The organism is Nocardia barduliensis (assembly GCF_013315795.1).
In the GTDB taxonomy this organism is placed as follows: Bacteria; Actinomycetota; Actinomycetes; order Mycobacteriales; family Mycobacteriaceae; genus Nocardia; species Nocardia barduliensis.
Genome location: NZ_JABLTE010000099.1, coordinates 1 through 21,137 on the forward strand (window position 1 = coordinate 1; position 21,137 = coordinate 21,137).

A 21,137-nucleotide genomic window follows, 5' to 3' on the forward strand; every position below is an offset into this window, starting at 1 on the left:
TGGCGGGAGCGTCCGGGGTGTCGGGGAAGTCAGTCACGAGGGTCCTCCGGGTCGAGACCTAGCAACCCGAAAGTCGCTCGGCGGGTGGCCAGCACGGCCATGTCTACGGCGCGTTGGGCTCGGTCGACCCGCGCGTCACCGGTTTCACCGGTACCGCCGGGGCCGTCCCACGGACGGTAGGCGACGTCACCGCCGTCGCCCATGGTGCGTGGCGGGTCCGCCTGCGGCGCCGCCGCGCGGACGGTCTCGATCCAGTCCTGCGGAATCGGCGTCGCCGGGTCGACGGTGCGGTCCAGCGCGGTGGCCAGCAGGTGCGTCCAGGCCCGTGGCACCACCCGGATCAGGCCGTATCCACCGCCGCCCACGGCGAGCCAGCGCCCTTCGGCATATCGGTCCGCGAGGTCGCGCATGGCGCGGAACGCCGCCCGCTGTCCGTCCACGGTGAGTTCTATATCGGCCAAAGGGTCTTCGCGATGCGTGTCCACCCCGCACTGACTGACCACGATCTGCGGACCGAACGCCGCCACCGCGCCCGGTACCACGGCGTGGAAACCGCGCAGCCACTGCGCATCCCGGGTGCCGGGCAACAGGGGCAGGTTGATCGATGTGCCCTCCGCCGCGCCCGCGCCGGTCTCCTCCGGCCACCCCGTGTTCGGCCATAGCGTGGCCGGATGCTGGTGCAGCGAAATGGTCAGCACCCGGGGGTCGCCGTAGAAGGCCCGCTGCACGCCGTCGCCGTGGTGCACGTCCACATCGATGTAGGCGATCCGGTCGAAACCGTGGTCCAGCAGCCAGGAGATGGCCACCGCCGGGTCGTTGTACACGCAGAAGCCGGACGCCGAATCGGCCATCGCGTGATGCATGCCACCGCCGATGCTCACCGCTCGCTTGGTGCGGCCCTCCGCGATCTCCCTGGCCGCGGCCAGGGTGCCGCCGACGATGGTGGACGCGGCCTGGTGCATCCGCGGAAACACCGGGTTGTCCGGGGAGCCGAGGCCGTAGGGCGCGGCGGCGGGCGAACCGACCGGCGGTACGGCGCGTTCGACCGCGTCGAGATAGTCGGGCGTGTGGATACGCAGCAGGTCCGGACGTTCCGCGGCGGCGGGTTCGAGCAGTTCGACACCCTCGAGCAGTCCGAGACTTTCGGCCAGCGCCATGGTGAACTGCAAGCGCGCCGGCTTCATCGGATGCTCCGGAGTCCAGGCGTAATCCAGGAACCGCTCGGTCCAGACGACGGTTCCGGAACGGTGCGTCCCCGGCGAGATCGGCGCCCGAGGTTCGCCGCGCGGTGCAGTGGCCATGATCGCAACGCTAGCGGGAAGCAAGCAACCCCGCGAAACGTTCCTATGCAGTACAAATACAAGAAAGTACGCTCACGGCCGCCTGCCGTGCGCCGATCGGGTTGCCGCAATGCCGCCGGAGACGTCGTGCGCAACGTGGAGCGACGCGATCCGGCACACGGGGGTGCCGTCGTGCGTGGGTAGAATTCGGGCCGACGAAGGGGTAACAGGTGAAGGATCTGGTCGACACCACGGAGATGTATCTCCGTACCATCTACGACCTCGAGGAGGAGGGCGTGGTGCCCCTGCGCGCCCGGATCGCCGAGCGCCTCGAACAGAGCGGCCCCACCGTCAGTCAGACCGTCGCACGGATGGAACGCGACGGGCTGCTGCTGGTCGCCGGCGACCGTCATCTGGAGCTGACCGAGAAGGGGCGCAGCATGGCCGTCGCGGTCATGCGCAAGCACCGGCTGGCCGAACGGCTGCTCGTCGACATCATCGGCCTCGACTGGCAGAACGTGCACGCGGAGGCCTGTCGCTGGGAGCACGTGATGAGCGAGGACGTCGAGCGCCGCCTGGTCGAAGTGCTCAACCACCCGACCACCTCCCCCTACGGCAACCCCATCCCCGGCCTGGACGAGCTGGGCATCATCCCGCCCGCCTCCGCCGACGAGAAACTGCTGCGCCTGTCGGATCTGCCGCACGGCCAGTTGCACGCCGTGGTGGTGCGCAGGCTCGCCGAGCACATCCAGACCGATCCGGAGGTGATCGGCCGCCTGCGCGAAGCGGGCGTGGTGCCCGACGCTCGCGTCACGGTGGAGACCAAGCCGGGTTCGGTCGTCATCACCGTGCCCGGCCACGACGGCTTCGAATTGCCCGACGAGATGGCGCACGCCGTCCAAGTGAAGTTGGCCTGATACGTGAAACTTCTGGTCACAGGTGGCGCGGGCTACGTCGGTGGCGTTTGCGCACAGGTTCTGCTGGAAGCCGGCCATTCGGTGGTCGTGCTCGACGATCTGTCCACCGGCAATGCCGACGGCGTCCCTTCCGCCGCCCGGTTCGTCGAGGGGGACATCGCGGAGGCCGCGCCCGAGCTGCTGTCCGCCGAAACCTTCGACGGCGTCCTGCATTTCGCGGCGCAGTCGCTGGTGGGTGAGTCGGTGCAGCAGCCGGAGAAATACTGGCACGGCAATGTCGTGAAGACGTTCGAACTGCTCGAGGCGATGCGGCGCACGGGAACGCCGCGTTTGGTGTTCTCCTCCACGGCGGCGGTCTACGGGGAACCGGAGCAGGTGCCGATCACCGAAGAGGCCCCGACCCGCCCGACCAATCCCTACGGCGCGTCGAAACTGGCCATCGACCACGCCATCACCTCGTACTCGATCGCCCACGGACTGGCCGCCACCAGCCTGCGGTACTTCAACGTCGCGGGCGCCTACGGCGGTCTCGGCGAGAACCGGGTGGTGGAAACGCATCTCATCCCGCTGGTGTTGCAGGTCGCGGCCGGGCATCGCAAGGCGATCTCGGTCTTCGGCACCGATTGGCCCACGCACGACGGCACCGCGGTCCGCGACTACATCCACATCCGGGACCTCGCCCAGGCTCATCTGCTGGCCCTGTCGACCGCGGAAGCGGGCACCCATCGGATCTATAACCTCGGCAGCGGCACCGGCTTCTCCGTGCGCGAGGTGATCTCGGCCTGCGAGCGTGTCACCGGCGTGCCGATCACCGCGCAGGACGCTCCCCGCCGCCCAGGCGACCCGGCGACCCTCATCGCGTCCAGTGCGCGCGCCATCGCCGAACTCGGCTGGCGTCCCGAGCACAACGATCTCGACGAGATCGTCACCGACGCCTGGCACTTCCTCCAGTCGCTCGGGCCGCGCGCGCACAGCGCGCGATAACCGGCCCCGCGGTGCCCGAGTCGGCCACACACCGGCTCGGGCGGGCTCTCCCACAGCAGTCCACCGGCGCCGAGACCACCGCGAGACGGTGTGACCGGAGAAAGCAGCGGGCGCCCCGGAGTCGGCGGAGCACGGTGCGGGCTCAGCGGGCCGCGCACCGCACGGGTGGCCCCCGAGCCGACGACCCGCCCTCACGACGGTGACCGATCGAGGTCGACGCCGAGGCCCGCGGCGGTGCGGTAGCCGCTGAGCGCGAGGCGGCGCAGCTGCTCCGGGCGCATGCCCAGACGCAGCGAGGTGTCGAGCAGCATCGCCATCGGATGTCCCGGATCCGCCGCCAACGCGGCCTCCAGCGCGATGCCCGCGAGCGGTCCGTCGCCGCGGACGTAGGCGCTGTAGCCGAGCAGGGCGGCGGCTTCCGCGCGATCCGTACCGGACAGCGCGCGGGTCAGCGCGACCCACAGCGCCTCCGCCGCGTCGGCGTTGTCGCCGACCGCCAGCGCGAACATCGTGTCTCGCACCGCTCGATCACGCAGGGCGACAACGATTTTCGCGAGTTCGGAGGCCATCGGCGCGTCACCCGATGCGGTGTTGGCGATCTGCCACAGCACATAGTCGAGCGCTTGCCTGCTGTAGCCGATCGGATCACCGCGCCGCGCGGCCCGCGCGGCGCGCTCGCGGGCTCGGGCGAGCGCGTCCTCCATGTGCGCGGCCACCTCGGCCCGCAAGGAGGGATCCAGCGCGATCAGATCGGTGAGTTCGGAGCGCGAACCACGGATCGGCCTGCCGTCGAGCACGTGGGTGAGCGCCACCAGGGAGGCGGCCGGATCCCGGAGCACCCCGCGTCGCTCCGGTCCGGTCAACGCCCACCAGCGCTGTCCAGCGGCGATCGCACGCACCGCCCACACCCCGCCGAGCGCGATGTCACCGGCGGCCAACCGCCTGCCGAGCGAGCCGACCAACACGTCGAATCGTCCGGCCGCGCAGCCGCGCCGGTCGGCTCCCGCTCGTGGTTCCGCGGCGCGATCGTCGACGACGACCGCCAGCACCTCGGCCGCCTCGTCATGGGCGCAGATCCGCGCGACCGCCGCGGCCAATGTCGCGCCTCGCACGCGCCGCCCGCCGGGCGAATCCAGATCGAAGCGCACCACCGCGTCGACTATCGCTCCCTCGGCAGTCCCTGGCCGCAGCACCAGCACGACCACCGATCGTTCCGGAGTGAAGCCCAGCATCGCGGGCACGGCGGCGATCAACTCACCCGGATCGTCCACGCGCACGGCATGTTCCGGCATGCCCCGGAAGGGCGGAGGGTCGTCGCGACACCGGGCATGCCGAGTCGGCCCCTCCTTCCTTCCCATCCCAAGTACGCCCTTGATCGCGGACGGAACCGGACTTCGCGCGGCGACGCCGGGCGGAACTCGCCCCGCGGCCTCGGCAGCGGAGGCCGACACATGGTGAGCGCGGTGGCACAGCCGAGATGCGTCGTTGCCGTCGGCATTCCCGCCGTCGACCGGATCAGGGGCGGGAAACGGATTCGCGGAAGTGGTCATGCTCCGACGATGCGGCTCGGCGGTCTGCGCCCTCGGACACCCACCTGGCGATTCGCCCCGCCTGGGGAAATCGCCTCGGGCTGTGGACGACTCGCCGGCCGGTCAGTCGCATCGCGATGGATGTCGGTGGCCCCTGCTACGGTGCCGCCGCGGTCGGCTGTCCCGACCGCGCTTTCATCTCTCCCGCACGGTGCGCACGGCAGTCGCGAACAGCGCGTCCAATGCCGCGACATCCGGTTCACCATCGGCGAACGACATGTACGTCACCGTGATTCGCACGTCGCCGATCTGCCCGACGTGCGTGCGCATGGACTGGGTCAGTCCGGCGCCCCCGGACTCGGGCCGTACGGTCCTGCGCAGGGAGAGGGCATCGTCGGCGTCGATCGGCGGTGGCGAAGCCGGCTCGGTCGTCACGGTCGTGACGGCGCCCGCGCGGCGCACCCGCACCGACCCGCACTCCCGCGTCCTGGCGCGCAACGAGGTCAACGGCTCGCCGGTGCGGGTCAATTCGACAGTCAAGGTGGCGCGCGTGACGTCGTCCGTCCCGACCGCCATCGCCGTGCGATCGGGGCCGAAGTCCTGGTGCGGCGGCACACACCGGCTGGGCTGCACGTCGGCGCCGCGACCCATGCCGTCCAGGTCGCCCGCCGCCTGGGCCACGGCCTCCTGGGGCAGCACCACCGCCGTGTACGGCGGCGGGAACCGGGCCGGATCGGGCAGCAGCGTCGGTAGTTCGGCGCTCACGTGCCGGGTCACCGTGGTCGGCGCCGACATGGCCGGGCGTCCCGGCACCGTCGACCCGCATCCTGCGAGCAGTACCGCGCAGGCGACGGGCGCCACCCAGCCCAGCCGCGTGCGCGTCGAATCCGCCACGGTCACACCCCCACTGTGCCAAACTCCCCGTGCCCAGCCCGCGATGCCACGCCGCCCGATCCGGGAATGCGCGGGCCACCGATGCTGTTGCCTCGGAGTATGGGTCGGTGTCCGGCCGTGCGCGATGACCGTCATCGGCATGGGGGACAATGGACGGTGGTCCCCGGTCCGGGCGACTGTCTCGTCTCGTGCCACCACCAGGGGTGGCGAACGATCGGGCAGCCAACCACACTGGCGCGTGCGGTGCGCGTCCGGGCCGCAGGAGCCGCGCAGGAAGGAGTACGCGATGGACTACGAGTCGCGAATGTACGAATTGGAGTTCCCCGCTCCGCAGCTGTCGTCCGCCGACGGCGCGGGCCCGGTCCTGGTGCACGGACTGGAGGGTTTCACCGACGCCGGGCACGCGGTGCGGCTGGCCACCACGCACCTGCGCGAGAGCCTCGAAAGCGAACTTGTCGCCTCGTTCGACGTGGACGAGCTGCTGGACTACCGCTCGCGGCGTCCACTCATGACGTTCAAGACCGATCACTTCTCCGATTACGCCGAACCGGAACTCAATCTCTGGGCGTTGCGCGACACCGCGGGGACCCCGTTCCTGCTGCTCGCGGGTCTGGAGCCCGACCTACGCTGGGAGAAGTTCACCACCGCGGTCCGCCTGCTGGCCGAACAGCTCGGCGTGCGCCGCAGCATCGGCCTCAGCGCCATTCCGATGGCGATTCCGCACACCCGCCCGCTCGGCGTGACGGCGCATTCCTCCGACCGCGACCTGATCTCCGACCATCAGCGGTGGCCGGGCGAGCTCCAGGTTCCCGGCAGCGCCTCCTCGCTGCTGGAATACCGCATGGCCCAGCACGGTCACGAGTCGGTCGGTTTCTCGGTGCACGTCCCGCACTACCTGGCGCAGACCGCCTACCCGGAGGCCGCGCAGACCCTGCTGGAGAACGTCGCCGACAACGCGGGTCTCGAGTTCCCGCTGGCCGCGCTCGGCGAGGCCGCCGCCCGGGTACGCGAGCAGGTCAACGAGCACATCGCGGGCAATGCCGAGGTGGAGACGGTGGTGCATGCCCTGGAGCGGCAGTACGACAGTTTCGTCACCGCGCAGGAGCGGCAGTCGAGCCTGCTGGTCGGCGACGGCGAGTTGCCCAGTGGCGACGAGTTGGGCGCCGAATTCGAGCGATTCCTCGCCGAACAGGGCCGCTACGACGGCGACCAGGACAACGAGCAGGACTGATTCCGCGGCGGTCGGGCCCTCGATCGCCCCTGCGCGCGAGGCCGTAGGGTGGTCGGAGTGGATCTGACCGAACTGCTCGACATCCCGGGAACCGACGCCGACGCGCTGTACGAGTCGTTCGGGATGTGGGCCGCCGAGCAGGGCACCCCGCTCTATCCGGCGCAGGACGAGGCGCTGCTCGAGCTGGCCTCCGGATCCAACGTCATCCTCGCCACTCCCACCGGTTCCGGGAAGTCGCTGGTCGCCGTGGGCGCCCATCTGTTCGCCCTCACCCAAGGGTTGCGCACTTACTACACCGCCCCGATCAAGGCGCTGGTGAGCGAGAAATTCTTCGCCCTCTGCGAGGTGTTCGGGGCCGAGCGCGTCGGCATGGTCACCGGCGACGCCGCGGTGAATCCTGAGGCGCCGATCATCTGCGCCACCGCGGAGATCCTGGCCAACCTGGCGCTGCGCGAGGGGCCGGACGCCGACGTCGGCCAAGTCGTGATGGACGAATTCCACTTCTACGCCGACCCGGATCGTGGCTGGGCGTGGCAGGTCCCGCTGCTGGAACTGTCTCGCGCCCAGTTCCTGCTCATGTCGGCCACGCTCGGCGAAGTCGACTTCTTCGCACGTGATCTGGAGCGCCGGACCGGGCGTTCCACCGCGATCGTCGCCGGCACCGAGCGCCCGGTGCCGCTGACCTTCTCCTATGCCCGCACCCCGATCACCGAGACCCTCGAAGAACTCGTGACCACCCACCAGGCCCCGGTGTACGTCGTACACTTCACCCAGGCCGCCGCCCTGGAGCGCGCGCAGGCGCTGACCAGCGTGAATTTCGCCTCGCGCGCGGAGAAGGACGCGATCGCCGCGGCCATGGGCGAGTTCCGTTTCGCCGCCGGGTTCGGCAAGACGCTGTCGCGGCTGATCCGGCACGGCATCGGGGTGCATCACGCGGGCATGCTGCCGAAGTACCGGCGCCTCGTGGAGCGCCTCGCCCAGGACGGCCTGCTGAAGGTGGTCTGCGGCACCGACACCCTCGGCGTCGGCATCAACGTCCCCATCCGCACGGTGCTGCTCACCGGCCTGACCAAGTTCGACGGCGTGCGCACCCGCAGGCTCAAGGCCAGGGAGTTCCACCAGATCGCGGGCCGAGCCGGGCGGGCTGGTTACGACACCATGGGCACCGTCGTCGTGCAGGCCCCGGAACACGAGGTGGAGAACACCCGTTTGCTGGCCAAGGCGGGCGACGATCCCAAGAAGCAGCGCAAGGTGCAGCGCCGCAAACCGCCGGAGGGCTTCGTCTCCTGGAGCGAGGAGACCTTCGACCGCTTGGTCGCCGCGCAGCCGGAGCCGATGGTGTCGCGTTTCACGGTCACCAACGCCATGCTGCTGAACGTGATCGCCCGACCGGGCAACTGCTTCACCGCCATGCGCCACCTGCTCGAGGACAACCACGAGCCGCGTCCGGCCCAGCGCAGGCACATCCTGCGCGCCATCCGGCTCTATCGCGCGCTGCGCGACGCCGGGGTGGTGCAGCAACTGCCGGAACCGGACGAGCACGGCCGCCGCGCCCGGCTGACCGTCGACCTGCAGCGCGACTTCGCCCTCGACCAGCCGCTGTCGCCGTTCGCGCTGGCCGCGCTGGACCTGCTGGACAAAGCCTCCCCGAGTTATACCCTCGACGTGGTGTCGCTCATCGAATCCACCTTGGAGGACCCGCGCCAGCTGCTGATGGCCCAGCAGCACAAGGCGCGCGGCGAGGCGATCGCGGAGATGAAGGCCGACGGCATCGACTACGACGAGCGGATGGAGCTGCTCGAAGAGGTGACCTGGCCCAAGCCGCTGGCCGAGCTGATCGAACCGGCCTACGAGACCTACCGCGCAGGCCACCCGTGGGTCTCGGAGTTCGCCCCCGCCCCCAAGTCGGTGGTGCGCGACATGATCGAGCGCGCCATGACCTTCGCGGAGCTGATCGCCTTCTACGAGTTGGCCCGCTCCGAGGGCGTGGTGCTGCGCTACCTCGCCGACGCCTACCGCGCGCTGCGGCGCACGGTGCCGGAGTCGGCGCGCACCGAGGACCTCGACGACATCACCGAATGGCTCGGCGAACTCATCCGTCAAGTGGATTCGAGCCTGCTCGACGAGTGGGAGCAACTGACCAACCCGGGCGCGGAGACCGACGCCGACCAGGTCGCCTTCGGCGCGGAGACGGTGCGCCCGATCTCCGCCAACGAGCGCGCCTTCCGGGTGATGGTCCGCAACGCGATGTTCCGCCGCGTCGAACTGGCCGCGCTGCGGCGCTGGGACGACTTGGCCGAACTCGGCCCCGGTCCGGACTGGGCAGCGGCGCTCGCGGACTACTACGCGGAGTACGAGCGGATCGGCACGGGCCCCGATGCCAGAGGCCCGCAGCTGTTCCAGGTGGAACGAAGACCCGGGTTCTGGCGGGTGCGGCAGGTGCTGGACGACCCGGCGGGCGACCACGGCTGGTCGATCGACGCGGTGGTCGATCTCGCCGAGTCCGACGCCGCGGGCGAAGTCGTCTTCGACGACGTCACCGTGGCCGCAGGCTGAGCCCGCACCGCCCGACGGTCCCGCATCAACGCAGGTCAGCAGCTCCGTCACGACAGCAGGACAGGGTCGCGCGACCGCGTGGCGAACCCAGGTTTGAACGGATTCGTTTCTGGGTAGGGGCCGCTGATACTCTCTCCCCCGCTGCCCAAGCGAAAGATCAACTATGCCCGAATCGCCCTACCTTGTCATCCATCCCGAGCGTGTCCGCCAGAATTTCCGCGCACTCGCCGCCGCCCTGTCCACGGACAACGGCGCCGCGACGAGGATCCGTTTCGCCGTGAAGGCCTGTCCGGTGCCGGAGGTCGTGCGCCTGCTCGACGAGGAGGGCGCGGAATTCGACGTCGCGAGCATCGGTGAGATCGACTTGTGCCTCGGGCTTGGCGTGGCGCCGGACCGAGTGTGCTACGGCAACCCGATCAAGAAGGCCGCCCACATCGCCCGGGCGCATGCCCTGGGCGTGCGCCGGTTCGCCTTCGACACCGAGGACGACCTGCTGCGCATCGCCGAGCACGCTCCCGGAGCCGAGGTGGAGTGCCGCTTCCTCGCCTCGGCGCCGGAGTCGCGCACCCCGTTCGGCACGAAGTTCGGCTGCGCCCCCGGCGAGGCGTTCCGGCTGCTGGTCCGAGCCAGGGATCTGGGGCTGATCGTCGCCGGACCGTACTTCCACGTCGGCTCCCAGCAACTGGATCCCGCCGCGTGGCGGATCGGCATCGAACAGGCGGGCCGCATCGTGGAAGCGTTGGCGGACAAGGACATTCCGGTTGCCTCGGTGAACATCGGCGGCGGGCTGCCGATCTCCTACGCCGATCCGGCGCCCGGACTGGGCGACATCGCCGCGGTGGTCAACCACGCGGCGGCCGAATTCCTCTCCGGGAGTACCGGATTGGTCGTCGAACCGGGCCGGGCACTGGTCGGTTCGGCGGGCACGATTCACGCCGAGGTCGTCGGCGTCCGCACCGCGCCGGACGGCCGGCGCTGGGTGTATCTCGACATCGGCCGCTACAACGGCATGGCCGAGACCGAGAACGAGTACATCGCCTACCGGTTCGTCACCGACCGGGACGGCGATCCCGTCGACGAGGCGGTGGTGGCCGGTCCGACCTGCGACGGCGACGATGTACTGTATCAACGCACGCGAGTCCTCCTACCGACCACGTTGCGAGCCGGTGATCGCGTTCGAATCCTCGACACCGGCGCCTATACCGCGAGTTATTCGTCGGTGTCCTTCAATGGTTTTCCGCCCTTGACCGTTCATGTCTCGGGCGCTGAGCGAGAGTGAGTTTGCCCATGACGGCGGAATTCACCGGCTGGCATGTGCTGGCCGAGTTCGGTGGTGTCGACGCGGACCTCTGCGACGATCTCGAACGACTCGAATCGGCGTTGCGTGCGTCTCTGATCGCGGCGGGCGTCACCATCTGCGATGTCGTACACAAGAAGTTCGAACCGCAGGGGGTGACCGTCCTCGCGCTGTTGTCGGAGTCCCACGCCTCGATTCACACCTATCCGGAGTCCGGCGACATCTTCGTCGACGTCTTCACCTGCGGCAGCATCGGCGCAGGCGCGTCGAAGGCGGTCGAGCTGCTGCGGGACGCGTTGGCGCCGAAGGACGTTCGCATGCAGGTCATCCGGAGGGGACACGGCAGCCAGCGGATCGAGGAACCGGTGGGCGCGGGCCTGACCCGGATCTGGGACCTGCACGAGGTGATCGTCGACACGCACACCCCGTTCCAGCACATGGTCATCGCGCGGACCGAGCAGGGCATCAGCCTGTTCTCCGACGACGACCGCCAATCCACCGAGTTCTCCCAGCTGACCTACCACGAGGCGATGATGGTCCCCGCCTTCGCGCTGGCCGCGAAGCTGGACAAGGTGCTGATCATCGGCTCCGGCGAGGGCGTGGCCAGTCAGATGTCGGTCGCCGCGGGCGCCACCCACGTCGATCACGTCGACATCGATCAGCTCGAGGTCGAGCTGTGCGCCCGGCACCTGCCCTACGGCTATACCAGCGACGAGCTGGCCGCAGCGGTCGCGGGCGAAGGGCCGATCACGGTGCACTACGCCGACGGCTGGGACTTCCTGGCCACGGCGGCCGAGGCAGGCACCCGCTACGACGTCATCGTGATCGATCTGCCGGACGAGCGCGTCGAGGACGCGCAGCACAACCGGCTCTACGAGGCGGAGTTCCTGTCCCGATGTCGCGCGCTGCTCGCCCCCGGCGGGGTGCTCAGCGCCCAGGCCGGTTGCGCGACGATGTGGCGCAACGAGACGCTGAAGCGGTCCTGGGAGCGTTTCCACGACCAGTTCGCCACCGTCGTGCACTACGGCAGCGACGAGCACGAGTGGTCGTTCCTGTTCGGCCTGGTCGACCGGATCGACGACCCGGTCGCGGCCATGACCGAACGCCTGGCGCGGCTGCCCTACCAGCCGGAAACCATCGACGCGCGAGCGCTGGTGCGCGGCGCGATCGAACCGCACGCCCTGCGGGTCTAGCCGACGCGCCCGGATGCGCCGGTACCGATCGGGACCGGCGCGTTCGGCGTCGGTCACCCGATCACCGCCGCGCCGGGTCCGCGGGACGGCTGCCGCGGCGCTGTCGCCGCCTTCGGCTCCTCGCCATCGGGCCCGAACACCATGCCGTTCTTCCACGCGCTGCGCTCGAACATCCGCTGCAGCGGGGTCGCGACGAAAGTGGTGACCGTCGTCATGATGGCCAGTACGGTGTACAGCTCCGGGGTGATCAGTCCGGCCGAGAGCCCGACGTTCAGCAGGACCAGTTCCATCAGTCCGCGCGCGTTGGCCAGCGCGCCCATCGCGCCCGCCTCCCGCCAGCCCATGCCCTGCGAGCGGGCGACCAGCCCGACGGCGCCGAACTTGCCCGCGAACGACACCACCAGCACCACCACGGTCATCAGCAGCACCTCGGGCTCGAGGATCAAGCTGAGCTCGGTATTCAGACCGGTGTAGATGAAGAAGGCGGGCAGCAGAAGATAGCCGACCAGCGGCTCGAAACGCGCGCGGATCCGGTCCAGCAGCTCGCCGCGCGGCATGACGATGCCTGCGATGAAGGCCCCGAGCACGGAATGGATCCCGATGAAGTCGGTGCAGCAGGCGGCCAGCAGCACCACCAGCAGGACCACGGTGAGCTGCCCGACCGGCAGTCCGCCCGCGGTTTCGGCGTCACCGCGCGGCCGCCACGTCGGCAGCCGGGCCAGCCAGCGGCGCGCGACGAGGAACATGAACAGCGCGTACGCCAGCCCGCCGCCCGCCGCCAGGTAGATGCCGCCCGGGCTGTCCTTGGCCGTGGCGACGACCACGGCCAGCAGTATCCACGCGCACGCGTCGTCCACTGCCGCGACGGCCAGCGACATCGTGCCGAGGCGGGTGTTCATCAGCCCGGAGTCGTAGACGATCCAGGCCAGGATGGGGAACGCGGTGACCGCGACGGCGGCGGCCAGGAACAGCGCGCCCTGCCAGGTCGCCACGCCATCGGTGAAGAACCCGCCGCGCTCGGCCATCCACCAGCCGACCACGCCGCCGAGAACCATGGGCACCGCGACACCGGTCGCCGAGGTGGCTCCGGCCTGGCGCAGATGCTTGCCGAAGATGTCGAGCTGGAACGAGCTGCCGACCAGGAACATGTACAGCACCAGGCCGATCTGCCCCACCACGTAGATGGCGGTCAGGTTCGGGTGGACGATGCTCGTGCCGCCCACCGCGAGCTTCGTCGGGAACAACCACTCCTGTGCCGACGGCCAGGCCCAGCCGAGCGCCGAGGGCCCGAGCAGGAATCCGGCGATCATGACGGCCACCACCTGCACCTGGCCGAGCCGCCGGAACAGCGGCCAGAGCAGTCGGTAGGTCACGAGAACGACCACGATCTGTAGGAAGAAATGGGTCGAGATTTCCAGCAGTGTCGGCACCGCAGCTCCCCTCCGTCGAGCTGTACATGTCCTATCTGGATCTCGGCCGAGGGCGGAAACGCAACGGTTCCCGCATAGGTTTTCTCGTGGCGAGTTCGGGCGTCGTCGCTCGTCGGTGGCGCGACCACGCCCGAACCCGCCGGTCGGCGGCGGGATCGATTCAGGAGCGCTGCTGCTCGCGCCACCGCTCGACATCGACTCCGCCGACGCCCCAGTCCGACAGGGCCACCTCGTCGATCACGACGTAGGTGCTCGCGGGAGCCTTGCCGAGCACGTCGTGCAGCAGATCTGTGACGCCCTTGATCAGCCGCGCCTTCTGCTCGCGGGTCACGCCTTCGTCGGTGACTTTGATGTTCACGTATGGCATGTCAGGCCGCCCTTCCCGAGATGAACCCGCCGTCGACGGGCAAGATATGTCCGGTTGTGAATGCGGCGTCGGCGAGATACATCACCGCGGCCGTGGTCTCCGCGACTTCCCCGATGCGGTTCAGCAGTGCGAGCCTGCCGGAGGCCTGCTCGTCGCCGTCGCCGAACAGCGGGGTGCGGATGATGCCGGGGGCGACCGCGTTGACCCGGATGCCGTCGGCGGCGAGCTCGGCGGCGAGGTTGGTCGTCAGCGCGTGCACCCCGCCCTTGCTGACCAAGGCCGCCGAGGCGGGCAGCCCCGCGAGAGCATGGTCGATCAGCACCGTGCCGATGTTCACGATGCTGCCGCCCCGTCCTTGCGTCAGGAACCGCCGCACCACGGCCTGCGTGGTGAAGTAGGTTCCTTTCAGGTTTCCGTTCAGGTAGCCGTCCAGGTCGCGCTCGGTGACCTCGACGAACGGTTTGGCTCCGAAGACGCCCGCATTGTTGACCAGCACGTCCACGCCGCCGAACCGCTCGACGGCGACATCGACCAGAGCCGCTGCGGTGGCGGTCGCGCCGATGTCGCCCGCCACCGTGGCCACCCGTTCCGGCGCGCCCAGTTCAGCGGCTACCCGCGTCAGCTTGTCCACGTCGCGCCCGTTGAGCACGACGTTGTCGCCGCGCGCCACGAACGCTCGCGCGATATCACGGCCGATCCCGCTGGAGGAACCGGTCACGATGACCGTCTTCGTCATATCGTTCCCTTCTTTGATACGACCGGTCGTCTTCGAATAGGCAGTCCGAAGCGCCGGACGGGTGAACCCCTGAGTCAGGGCAGGAAATAGTCGCCGAGCAGGCGATCCAGGCACTTGCGCAGCGGTGCGAGGGTGCGATCGATCTTCATCCTGATCACCGCGCCCTCCCAGGATTCAAGCAGCAGGTCCGCCAGTTCGCCCGCCGGGATGTCGGAGCGGATCATGCCGAGGCGCTGACCGTGCGCGAGTTGCTCGGCCACGCGATCGCGCCACGCACCCCAGGCCGCCGACAGCGATTCCCGCAGCAGCTCACTGCCCTCCAGCTCGCCGCCCAGGTTCGCGATGAGGCAGCCGCCGGTGAACTCGGCGGCGACGAAGTCGTCCATCAGCCGGGCGAAGAACGTTCGCAGGCCGCTCACCGGGTCCGGGGCGGCGCCGAACGCCTCGGTCAGATTCCGCTGCACACACCGGGAGTGATGCTCGATGATCGCGCGACCGAAGCTCTCCTTGCTGTCGAAGTAGTTGTAGAACGATCCCTTCGGCACACCTACTTCGTCCAAGATCTGTTTGATCCCGGTGCCGTGGTAACCATTGGTCAGGAACCCCGAGGCGCCCGCTTCGACCAGAAGCCGCCGGGTGTCTTCGCTGCGTCGAGGTCGCGCCATGGAGCAAATATACGACCGGTCGTCTTGGAATTGCAATTCGGGCGTACCAGGCCCTCGCATCGGAGCCGACCGTCCGGGCCTCACACCACCGGATCCGACCAGCCCGGTCCGGCGGAATCCGCGAAGGCCGCGGGATCCCGGCGCCACAGTGCGGAGCGAGCGGCGAAACGCGTGAGGTGCTCGGCGGCGAACCGATCCCGCTGCCAGTCCGCCGAATCCGCCGCCACCGTCCACACATAGGTCCACACCGGCGTACTCCGGTCATCGAGTCGCACCCTGCGCAGGTCGTATTCGTCGTCCTCGAACGCGTCGAGAACCGCCCACTCCTGCGCGGTGAGGCCGCTCAGCACGGCGCCACGGGTCAGGCTGTGCGGCGCGGCGACCAGCCCGGGGTAGATCCGGCGCGGCAGCGCGGCAGCGCGCCAACCGATCAGCTCGGCCGGTTCGAGCGGCGGGACGCGGCCGAGCAGCGTGCGTAGCACCTCCGGAAACTGCAGCGTGCCGTAGACGAACAGCGCGTGATCCACCCCGACCAGGCGGCTCAGCCGCCCGGATCCCAGCGCCGCGCGGTCCACTCGCCGCTCCTTTCCTGCCGCCCCTACTGTGCCCGCCTCGCCCGTTCGGCGCACCTACATCGGCCGCTGGGCACGGACGATGGCGGCCAGATACTCGTAATCGTCGGCGCGAGCGCTGGAAGTACGGAAGACCAGTCCGATGGTGCGGCCGGGAGCGGGGGCCGAGAAGTGCGCGACATCCAAAGTGGCGCGCGCGGTTTCCGTCGCGACGGCCATCTGCGGGATCAGGGTGACGCCGAGCCCGCCCGCGACGCACTGCACCACGGTCGAGAGGGAGGCGGCTCTGGTGTCGCCGACGGCGGCCGGGTGCACGTCGGCCGAGCGGCACGCCTCGAGCGTCTGGTCCCGCAGGCAGTGCCCCTCGTCCAGCAGTAGCAGCGGCTGCGCGTCGAGCACCGACGCCGCGAGGTCGGTACGCCCGGCCAGCTCGTGACCGCGCGGTGTGACCAGTACGAATTCCTCCGCGTAGAGCGGTATCTCGACCAGGCCGGGCGTCTCGGTGGGCACCGCGAGCAGCGCGACGTCGAGCACGCCGGTGCGCAGCCCGTCCAGCAATCGGGCGGTCTGGTCCTCGATGATCTGCGGGCGCAGCTCGGGCAGCCGCTTGCGCAGCTCGGGCAGCAATCCGGGCAGCACATAGGGGGCGACCGTCGGGATGATGCCCATCCGCAGCGTGCCGCCGAGTCCGTCACCGGTGGCCGACGCGACGAAGCGGTCGGCGGCTTCCAGCGTCGCCATCGCCTTGGGCAGCAACCGCATCCCGGCCGCGGTCACCAGCACCCGCCGGGTGCTGCGTTCGATCAGCTGTAGCCCGAGCCCGTGCTCCAGCGCCGCGAGCGCCTGCGATAACGTGGGCTGACTCACACCGAGGCGGGCGGCCGCGGTGCCGAAATGGCGGTATTCCGCGATCGCCACGAACGCACGCAGCTGTGACAGGGTGGGCTGATAAGTCTGATCAGTCACGCCTATCAGTGTAGTGCGACTGATCACCTTTACCTTTTACGCACCCTTGGGCAAGATCGCCGGTGAGCTTTTCACCCGCGGTGTGAGTGCCCGGCCCGAGGCGGTGCTTCGGTTGACCGCGACGGGCCCGCAATACCGCAGAACACAGGTAGCAAACCAACTTGACGAGGAGACGAGCATGGCCCTGCTGACCATCGGCGACCAATTCCCGGCATACAACCTCACCGCGGTCATCGGCGGTGACCTGTCGAAGGTCGACGCTCAGCAGCCTGACGACTACTTCACCCGGATCACCAGCGACGATCACGCGGGCAAGTGGCGCGTCATCTTCTTCTGGCCCAAGGACTTCACCTTCGTGTGCCCGACGGAGATCGCCGCGTTCGGCAAGCTGAACGACGAGTTCGCCGACCGCGACGCGCAGGTGCTCGGCGCTTCGGTCGACAACGAGTTCGTGCACTTCCAGTGGCGCGCCCAGCACGAGGACCTCAAGACCCTCCCGTTCCCCATGCTGTCGGACCTCAAGCGCGAATTGGCCACGGCCACCGGTGTGCTGAACGCCGACGGTGTCGCCGACCGCGCCACCTTCATCGTCGACCCGAACAACGAGATCCAGTTCGTCTCGGTCACCGCCGGTTCGGTGGGCCGCAACGTCGACGAGGTGCTGCGCGTGCTGGACGCGCTGCAGTCCGACGAGCTGTGCGCCTGCAACTGGAAGAAGGGCGACCCCACCATCAACGCGGGCGAGCTCCTGGCCGCCAGCGTCTGAAACCGCCGCGCGCCTGGGTTTCCTGGTGCGTCACCCCATCACCGACAAGCGACCCGGTCCCCGCACGGGACCGCATCGAGTAGAGGAATCGCCGCATGAGCATTGAGAACCTGAAGAACTCCCTCCCCGAGTACGCCAAGGACCTCAAGCTCAACCTGTCATCCCTTTCGCGCACCACGGTGCTGAACGAGCAGCAACTGTGGGGCACCCTGCTGGCGTCGGCGGCCGCGACCCGGTCGACGACCACCCTGCGCGAGATCGCCGAGGAAGCCGCCGACGTGCTGTCGGCGGAGGCGTACAACGCCGCGCTCGGCGCCGCCTCGATCATGGGCATGAACAACGTGTTCTACCGGGGCAAGGCGTTCCTCGGCGGCCGCTACGACGACCTGCGGGCCGGGCTGCGCATGCAGATCATCGGCGCGCCGGGCGTCGACAAGGCCGATTTCGAGCTCTGGTCGTTCGCGGTCTCCTCGATCAACGGCTGCGCGCACTGCCTCGAGGCGCACGAGCACACGCTGCGCGAGGCGGGCGTCTCGCGCGAAGTGATCTTCGAATCGCTGCGCGCGGCCGCCATCGTGGCCGGCGTCGGCCAGGCGGTGCAGTCGACCGAGGCCCTCAGCACGGCCGCGATCTGATTTCCACCCGAAAGAGGCCCTTGTCCTGCGACAGGGGCCTCTTTCGCGTCTCCATGTGGTCCGCACGACAGCTCGGCGCCGGCGTACCCGGGTAGGCTCGGGGAGCATGAGCACACAGGTAGACGTCGTGCGAGTGTTCACCGACGCGGCGGGCCGGTTCGGCAACGAGCTCGGCATCGCGCGGGCGGCCGACGTGGCCGCGGTCGATCGGCAGGCGCTGGCGGCGAAAGCCGGATACAGCGAAACCGTGGTGGTCGAGGAACCGGTGGACGGCACCGTCGCGGTGCGGATCTACACCCCCACGGTGGAACTCCCCTTCGCCGGGCACCCGTCCGTGGGCACCGCCTGGTGGTTCGCGGCTCAGGGTCTCCCGGTGCGCGTGCTGGACGTCCCGGCGGGCCCGGTGACGGTGGAACTCACCGAGGGATTGACCTGGATCACCGCGCGGGGCGAATGGGCGCCCCCGTTCACCTTCCATCAGCTGGAGGACGCCGAGGAACTGGCCGCCGTGCGCCCGGAAGAGCTCTCCGGCGGCCCGCACTACCTGTGGGCCTGGACCGACGAGCACCGCGCCGCCCTGCGCTCGCGCATGTTCGCGCCGACCATGGGCGTCCCGGAGGACGAGGCGACCGGGGCCGCCGCCGTGGCGTTGACGGCGTTGCTGCGGAAAGGCTTGATGATCACCCAGGGCAAGGGCTCGCAACTGTTCACCCAGTGGGACTCCGACGGCTGGGTGCACCTCGGCGGTCGCGTCGTCGCCGACCAGCCGGTGGAGATCTAGACGCGGCTCACGGCAGGGTGACGCCGACGACCGGATCGCCGCTCGGCGCGTCCGAGCCGCCGTCCGGCTCGATGCTCACCGCGAGCACCTCGCCCGACCGGAAGCCGGTCACGAACGGCCGGTCGATCGACGGCGCATCGCTCAGTACCCCGGCCGAGCGGGGCTGCCCGTCGGAGCCGACCAGCCACACCTGATAGACCCGGCCCAGTGGCGGCGGCGCGACCCGGTCGAATACGACGACCGCGCGGCCGAGCTCGGGCGAGGCGTCGACAACCAGCAGACCGCCGCCGGTGAACGCCCCGTTGACCGTCCGGTCCTCCGGTGGCGCTGGTGCCTGACTGGCGGCCACGGGATCCGAAGAGGAGCCGGTGAACTGAGCGGCCACCAAGCTTCCGCCGACCACCAGGCACGCGGCCGCCGCGATCGGCACCGCCCAGCGCAGGGAGCGCCGCCACGGGGAGATCCGCGGGACCGGGCGCCCCTCGCGCCGGTCGGGCAGCGCCGCCAGGATCCGGTGTTCCAGCTCCGGCGGCGGCGCGAGTTCGTCCAGCACGGCCAGTCGCCCCAAGACGTCGCGCATCTGCCAGACGGTATCGGCGAACGCCCGCCGCACGTCGGGGTCCGCGGCCGCCAAACGGGCATCGATATGCCTGCGTTCGATGTCGGCGATCGCGTTCAGCGCGCACGGGTAGGCGAGATCGAGGAGATCCGCGTCCGGCCGCGGTGCGGTGTCAACCATCGGCGCGTTCCCCGGACAAGCACTTCTCCAATCGTTTCAGCCCGTCGCGGATGCGGGTCTTGATCGTGGGCAGCGGCACCGAGAGATGATCGGCGACCTCCCGGTAGGTCCGCCCGCTGTAGTAGGCCAGTGCGATCGCTTCGCGCTGGGTGGGGGTCAGCGTTTCCAGACAGCCCGCCACCTGCTGCTCCTCGATGCGCTGGGCGACCGATTCCGCGACCACGTCGTGGTCGCGCGCCAGATGCTCGTGCGCGTAGACCAGATCCCGGCTGGTGGCCGAGCTCTCCGCGCGCACCCGGTCCACCGCCCGCCGGTGGGCGAGCATCATGATCCAGCCGACCGGACTGGCCAGCGTGGCATCGTAACGGTCGGCCATCGACCAGACCTGGAGGTAGACCTCCTGGGTCACCTCCTCCGCGGCGGCGTGACTGCGCAGGATCCGCACCGTCAGCCCGAACACCCGCGGACTGGTCAGCTGATAGAACTCGGTGAACGCGCCGCGATCCCCCGCCCCCGCGGCGGCGAGCAGCGCCGCGAGCTCGCGGCTCGCGAGGGTGGCCTGCGAGCGGTCGTAGCCGGACGGCAGCGGGCAGGCGAGCGCGGAGTCGCCGGGTTCCTCCCGCACCCGCGCCGGATCGCCGGATCGGTGGGATGAAGCAGAACCGCGTTCGTTGCTCATGGCCGAATCCCGTGCCTGCATGAACAGGGGTTCGGTATGCGGAGGGGACCGGATTGGTCCCCTGGTCAACGAGCGATCACGGCTACCAGCATGTAGGCGGTACCGGCATCCATCACCACATGCGGCAACGCCGCCCACGGTTTCGCGGGGCCGGTGAGGGCGGCGACGCATCCCCCGGAACGCGCCAGCAGCCCCAGCGGACCCGGCATCCGCGTATGCGCCCAGCCGGTGCACGCGGCGAAGGCGACCAGGAGTGCGTCGAAGAGGAACAAGGCCGCGAGACCGAGGGCGGGGCCGGGCGCCGGACCGCCCGTGTGACCGGAGGCCGTATGCCCGGACATCGCGTAGAGCATCGCCGCGGCGGCCACGATGTGGTAGCCGAGTGGGACCAGCCGGTCGATCGGCAGGGGCCGAGCCTGGGTGGCGTACTCCGCGGCGCGGATCATCAGCAGTCCGGCGAAGACCACGGCCATCGCCGTGAGCACGCCGCGCAGCGCGTGCGGGCTCGCCCCCGAGGGAAACAGCAGCATGCCCAGCATGACCAGGCACATCACCAGATGCGCCGCATCGGATTCGGCGTGCTCGACCGAAGCGTCCGATGGCGCGAGCGCATCCGGGGCAAAATCGACCGGCGACGCCGCGGGCGCCGTCACCCGCGTCACCACGATCCCCGCGGCGATCACGAACGCCGCCACCACCATCCACCGCAATACGGCATACTCCTGCACGAACTGCGCCACACCCCACCACCTCTCAGCACGGCGACCACGGTCGTCGCCCTTCCATGCTCGCATCCCGGATGTGGTCAGGGTGCCCTTTTCGATTGCGCCACATGATCGATCGGACCGGTTACAGCGATCTCCCAGCGCTCCGGGGAGACGCGCGGGCCCCCGCCGCCCCGGCCGGTCAGGAGCATTCGC

21 protein-coding genes are annotated in these 21,137 nt (G+C 69.7%); 9 read left to right on the forward strand and 12 right to left on the reverse strand.

The genetic code is table 11. From position 1 onward, the window contains the following. Positions 1–29: 29 nt before the first annotated feature. A complete protein-coding gene (locus HOV91_RS30675; protein ID WP_174188801.1) occupies positions 30–1,301 on the reverse strand; it encodes an acetoin utilization protein AcuC in 1,272 nt (423 codons plus the stop codon). Positions 1,302–1,510: 209 nt separating this feature from the next. Between HOV91_RS30675 and HOV91_RS30680 the strand changes: the two genes are divergently transcribed. Both HOV91_RS30680 and galE read left to right on the forward strand, forming a co-directional pair. Beyond that, complete coding sequence (locus tag HOV91_RS30680) at positions 1,511–2,197, forward strand: iron-dependent transcriptional repressor DtxR (protein ID WP_043727979.1); 687 nt, start codon at positions 1,511–1,513, stop codon at positions 2,195–2,197. 3 nt (positions 2,198–2,200) lie between these two features. Then, a complete protein-coding gene (galE, locus tag HOV91_RS30685) occupies positions 2,201–3,181 on the forward strand; it encodes a UDP-glucose 4-epimerase GalE (RefSeq protein ID WP_174188802.1) in 981 nt (326 codons plus the stop codon). Between the two features lie 191 nt (positions 3,182–3,372). Here galE and HOV91_RS30690 read toward each other — a convergent pair whose 3' ends face one another. Both HOV91_RS30690 and HOV91_RS30695 read right to left on the reverse strand, forming a co-directional pair. After that, on the reverse strand, positions 3,373–4,473 hold the full coding sequence (locus HOV91_RS30690) for a DUF4192 domain-containing protein (protein ID WP_246351178.1): 1,101 nt from the start codon (positions 4,471–4,473) through the stop codon (positions 3,373–3,375). A 432-nt stretch (positions 4,474–4,905) separates the two neighbouring features. Then, positions 4,906–5,610, reverse strand: coding sequence for a sensor domain-containing protein (locus HOV91_RS30695; RefSeq protein WP_174188803.1), 705 nt, complete (start codon positions 5,608–5,610; stop codon positions 4,906–4,908). Positions 5,611–5,890: 280 nt separating this feature from the next. Between HOV91_RS30695 and HOV91_RS30700 the strand changes: the two genes are divergently transcribed. The 4 genes from HOV91_RS30700 to speD all read left to right on the forward strand — a co-directional run bounded on the left by HOV91_RS30700 (position 5,891) and on the right by speD (position 11,881). Continuing rightward, positions 5,891–6,835, forward strand: coding sequence for a proteasome assembly chaperone family protein (locus HOV91_RS30700; RefSeq protein WP_174188804.1), 945 nt, complete (start codon positions 5,891–5,893; stop codon positions 6,833–6,835). Positions 6,836–6,892: 57 nt separating this feature from the next. Next, entirely contained in the window at positions 6,893–9,391 is a 2,499-nt protein-coding gene (locus HOV91_RS30705) for a DEAD/DEAH box helicase (protein ID WP_174188805.1), read from the forward strand. 163 nt (positions 9,392–9,554) lie between these two features. Continuing rightward, positions 9,555–10,670, forward strand: coding sequence for a type III PLP-dependent enzyme (locus HOV91_RS30710; protein ID WP_174188806.1), 1,116 nt, complete (start codon positions 9,555–9,557; stop codon positions 10,668–10,670). An 8-nt stretch (positions 10,671–10,678) separates the two neighbouring features. Continuing rightward, positions 10,679–11,881 carry an adenosylmethionine decarboxylase gene (gene speD, locus HOV91_RS30715; protein ID WP_174188807.1) on the forward strand — a complete coding sequence of 401 codons (1,203 nt, stop codon included), beginning with the start codon at positions 10,679–10,681 and terminating at the stop codon, positions 11,879–11,881. Positions 11,882–11,934: 53 nt separating this feature from the next. Here the strand turns inward: speD and HOV91_RS30720 are convergent, their stop codons facing one another. From HOV91_RS30720 to HOV91_RS30745, 6 genes are all read right to left on the reverse strand, one after another. After that, positions 11,935–13,311 carry a cation:proton antiporter gene (locus HOV91_RS30720; RefSeq protein ID WP_174188808.1) on the reverse strand — a complete coding sequence of 459 codons (1,377 nt, stop codon included), beginning with the start codon at positions 13,309–13,311 and terminating at the stop codon, positions 11,935–11,937. A 160-nt stretch (positions 13,312–13,471) separates the two neighbouring features. Next, on the reverse strand, positions 13,472–13,678 hold the full coding sequence (locus HOV91_RS30725; protein ID WP_174188809.1) for a tautomerase family protein: 207 nt from the start codon (positions 13,676–13,678) through the stop codon (positions 13,472–13,474). Position 13,679: 1 nt separating this feature from the next. Then, entirely contained in the window at positions 13,680–14,414 is a 735-nt protein-coding gene (locus tag HOV91_RS30730) for an SDR family NAD(P)-dependent oxidoreductase (RefSeq protein ID WP_174188810.1), read from the reverse strand. Between the two features lie 74 nt (positions 14,415–14,488). Then, on the reverse strand, positions 14,489–15,079 hold the full coding sequence (locus HOV91_RS30735; RefSeq protein WP_174188811.1) for a TetR/AcrR family transcriptional regulator: 591 nt from the start codon (positions 15,077–15,079) through the stop codon (positions 14,489–14,491). Positions 15,080–15,159: 80 nt separating this feature from the next. Next, positions 15,160–15,654: a gamma-glutamylcyclotransferase family protein gene (locus HOV91_RS30740; protein WP_217441328.1), complete on the reverse strand. Its 495-nt coding sequence runs from the start codon at positions 15,652–15,654 to the stop codon at positions 15,160–15,162. Between the two features lie 54 nt (positions 15,655–15,708). Continuing rightward, on the reverse strand, positions 15,709–16,617 hold the full coding sequence (locus HOV91_RS30745; protein ID WP_174188812.1) for a hydrogen peroxide-inducible genes activator: 909 nt from the start codon (positions 16,615–16,617) through the stop codon (positions 15,709–15,711). 178 nt (positions 16,618–16,795) lie between these two features. Here HOV91_RS30745 and HOV91_RS30750 point away from each other — a divergent pair, with 178 nt between their 5' ends. The 3 genes from HOV91_RS30750 to HOV91_RS30760 all read left to right on the forward strand — a co-directional run bounded on the left by HOV91_RS30750 (position 16,796) and on the right by HOV91_RS30760 (position 18,799). Next, a complete protein-coding gene (locus tag HOV91_RS30750; RefSeq protein ID WP_043728106.1) occupies positions 16,796–17,383 on the forward strand; it encodes a peroxiredoxin in 588 nt (195 codons plus the stop codon). Between the two features lie 95 nt (positions 17,384–17,478). Beyond that, a complete protein-coding gene (gene ahpD / locus HOV91_RS30755) occupies positions 17,479–18,018 on the forward strand; it encodes an alkylhydroperoxidase, AhpD family (protein ID WP_174188813.1) in 540 nt (179 codons plus the stop codon). A gap of 106 nt (positions 18,019–18,124) precedes the next feature. Then, complete coding sequence (locus HOV91_RS30760; RefSeq protein WP_174188814.1) at positions 18,125–18,799, forward strand: PhzF family phenazine biosynthesis protein; 675 nt, start codon at positions 18,125–18,127, stop codon at positions 18,797–18,799. A 7-nt stretch (positions 18,800–18,806) separates the two neighbouring features. Here the strand turns inward: HOV91_RS30760 and HOV91_RS30765 are convergent, their stop codons facing one another. The 3 genes from HOV91_RS30765 to HOV91_RS30775 all read right to left on the reverse strand — a co-directional run bounded on the left by HOV91_RS30765 (position 18,807) and on the right by HOV91_RS30775 (position 20,957). After that, positions 18,807–19,538, reverse strand: a complete 732-nt coding sequence (locus tag HOV91_RS30765) for an anti-sigma factor (RefSeq protein WP_174188815.1) — start codon at positions 19,536–19,538, stop codon at positions 18,807–18,809. After that, positions 19,531–20,217, reverse strand: a complete 687-nt coding sequence (gene sigK, locus HOV91_RS30770; protein ID WP_246351180.1) for an ECF RNA polymerase sigma factor SigK — start codon at positions 20,215–20,217, stop codon at positions 19,531–19,533. The genes HOV91_RS30765 and sigK overlap by 8 nt, the downstream gene beginning before the upstream one ends. 65 nt (positions 20,218–20,282) lie before the next feature. Next, complete coding sequence (locus HOV91_RS30775) at positions 20,283–20,957, reverse strand: DUF5134 domain-containing protein (RefSeq protein WP_174188817.1); 675 nt, start codon at positions 20,955–20,957, stop codon at positions 20,283–20,285. Positions 20,958–21,137: the final 180 nt, after the last annotated feature.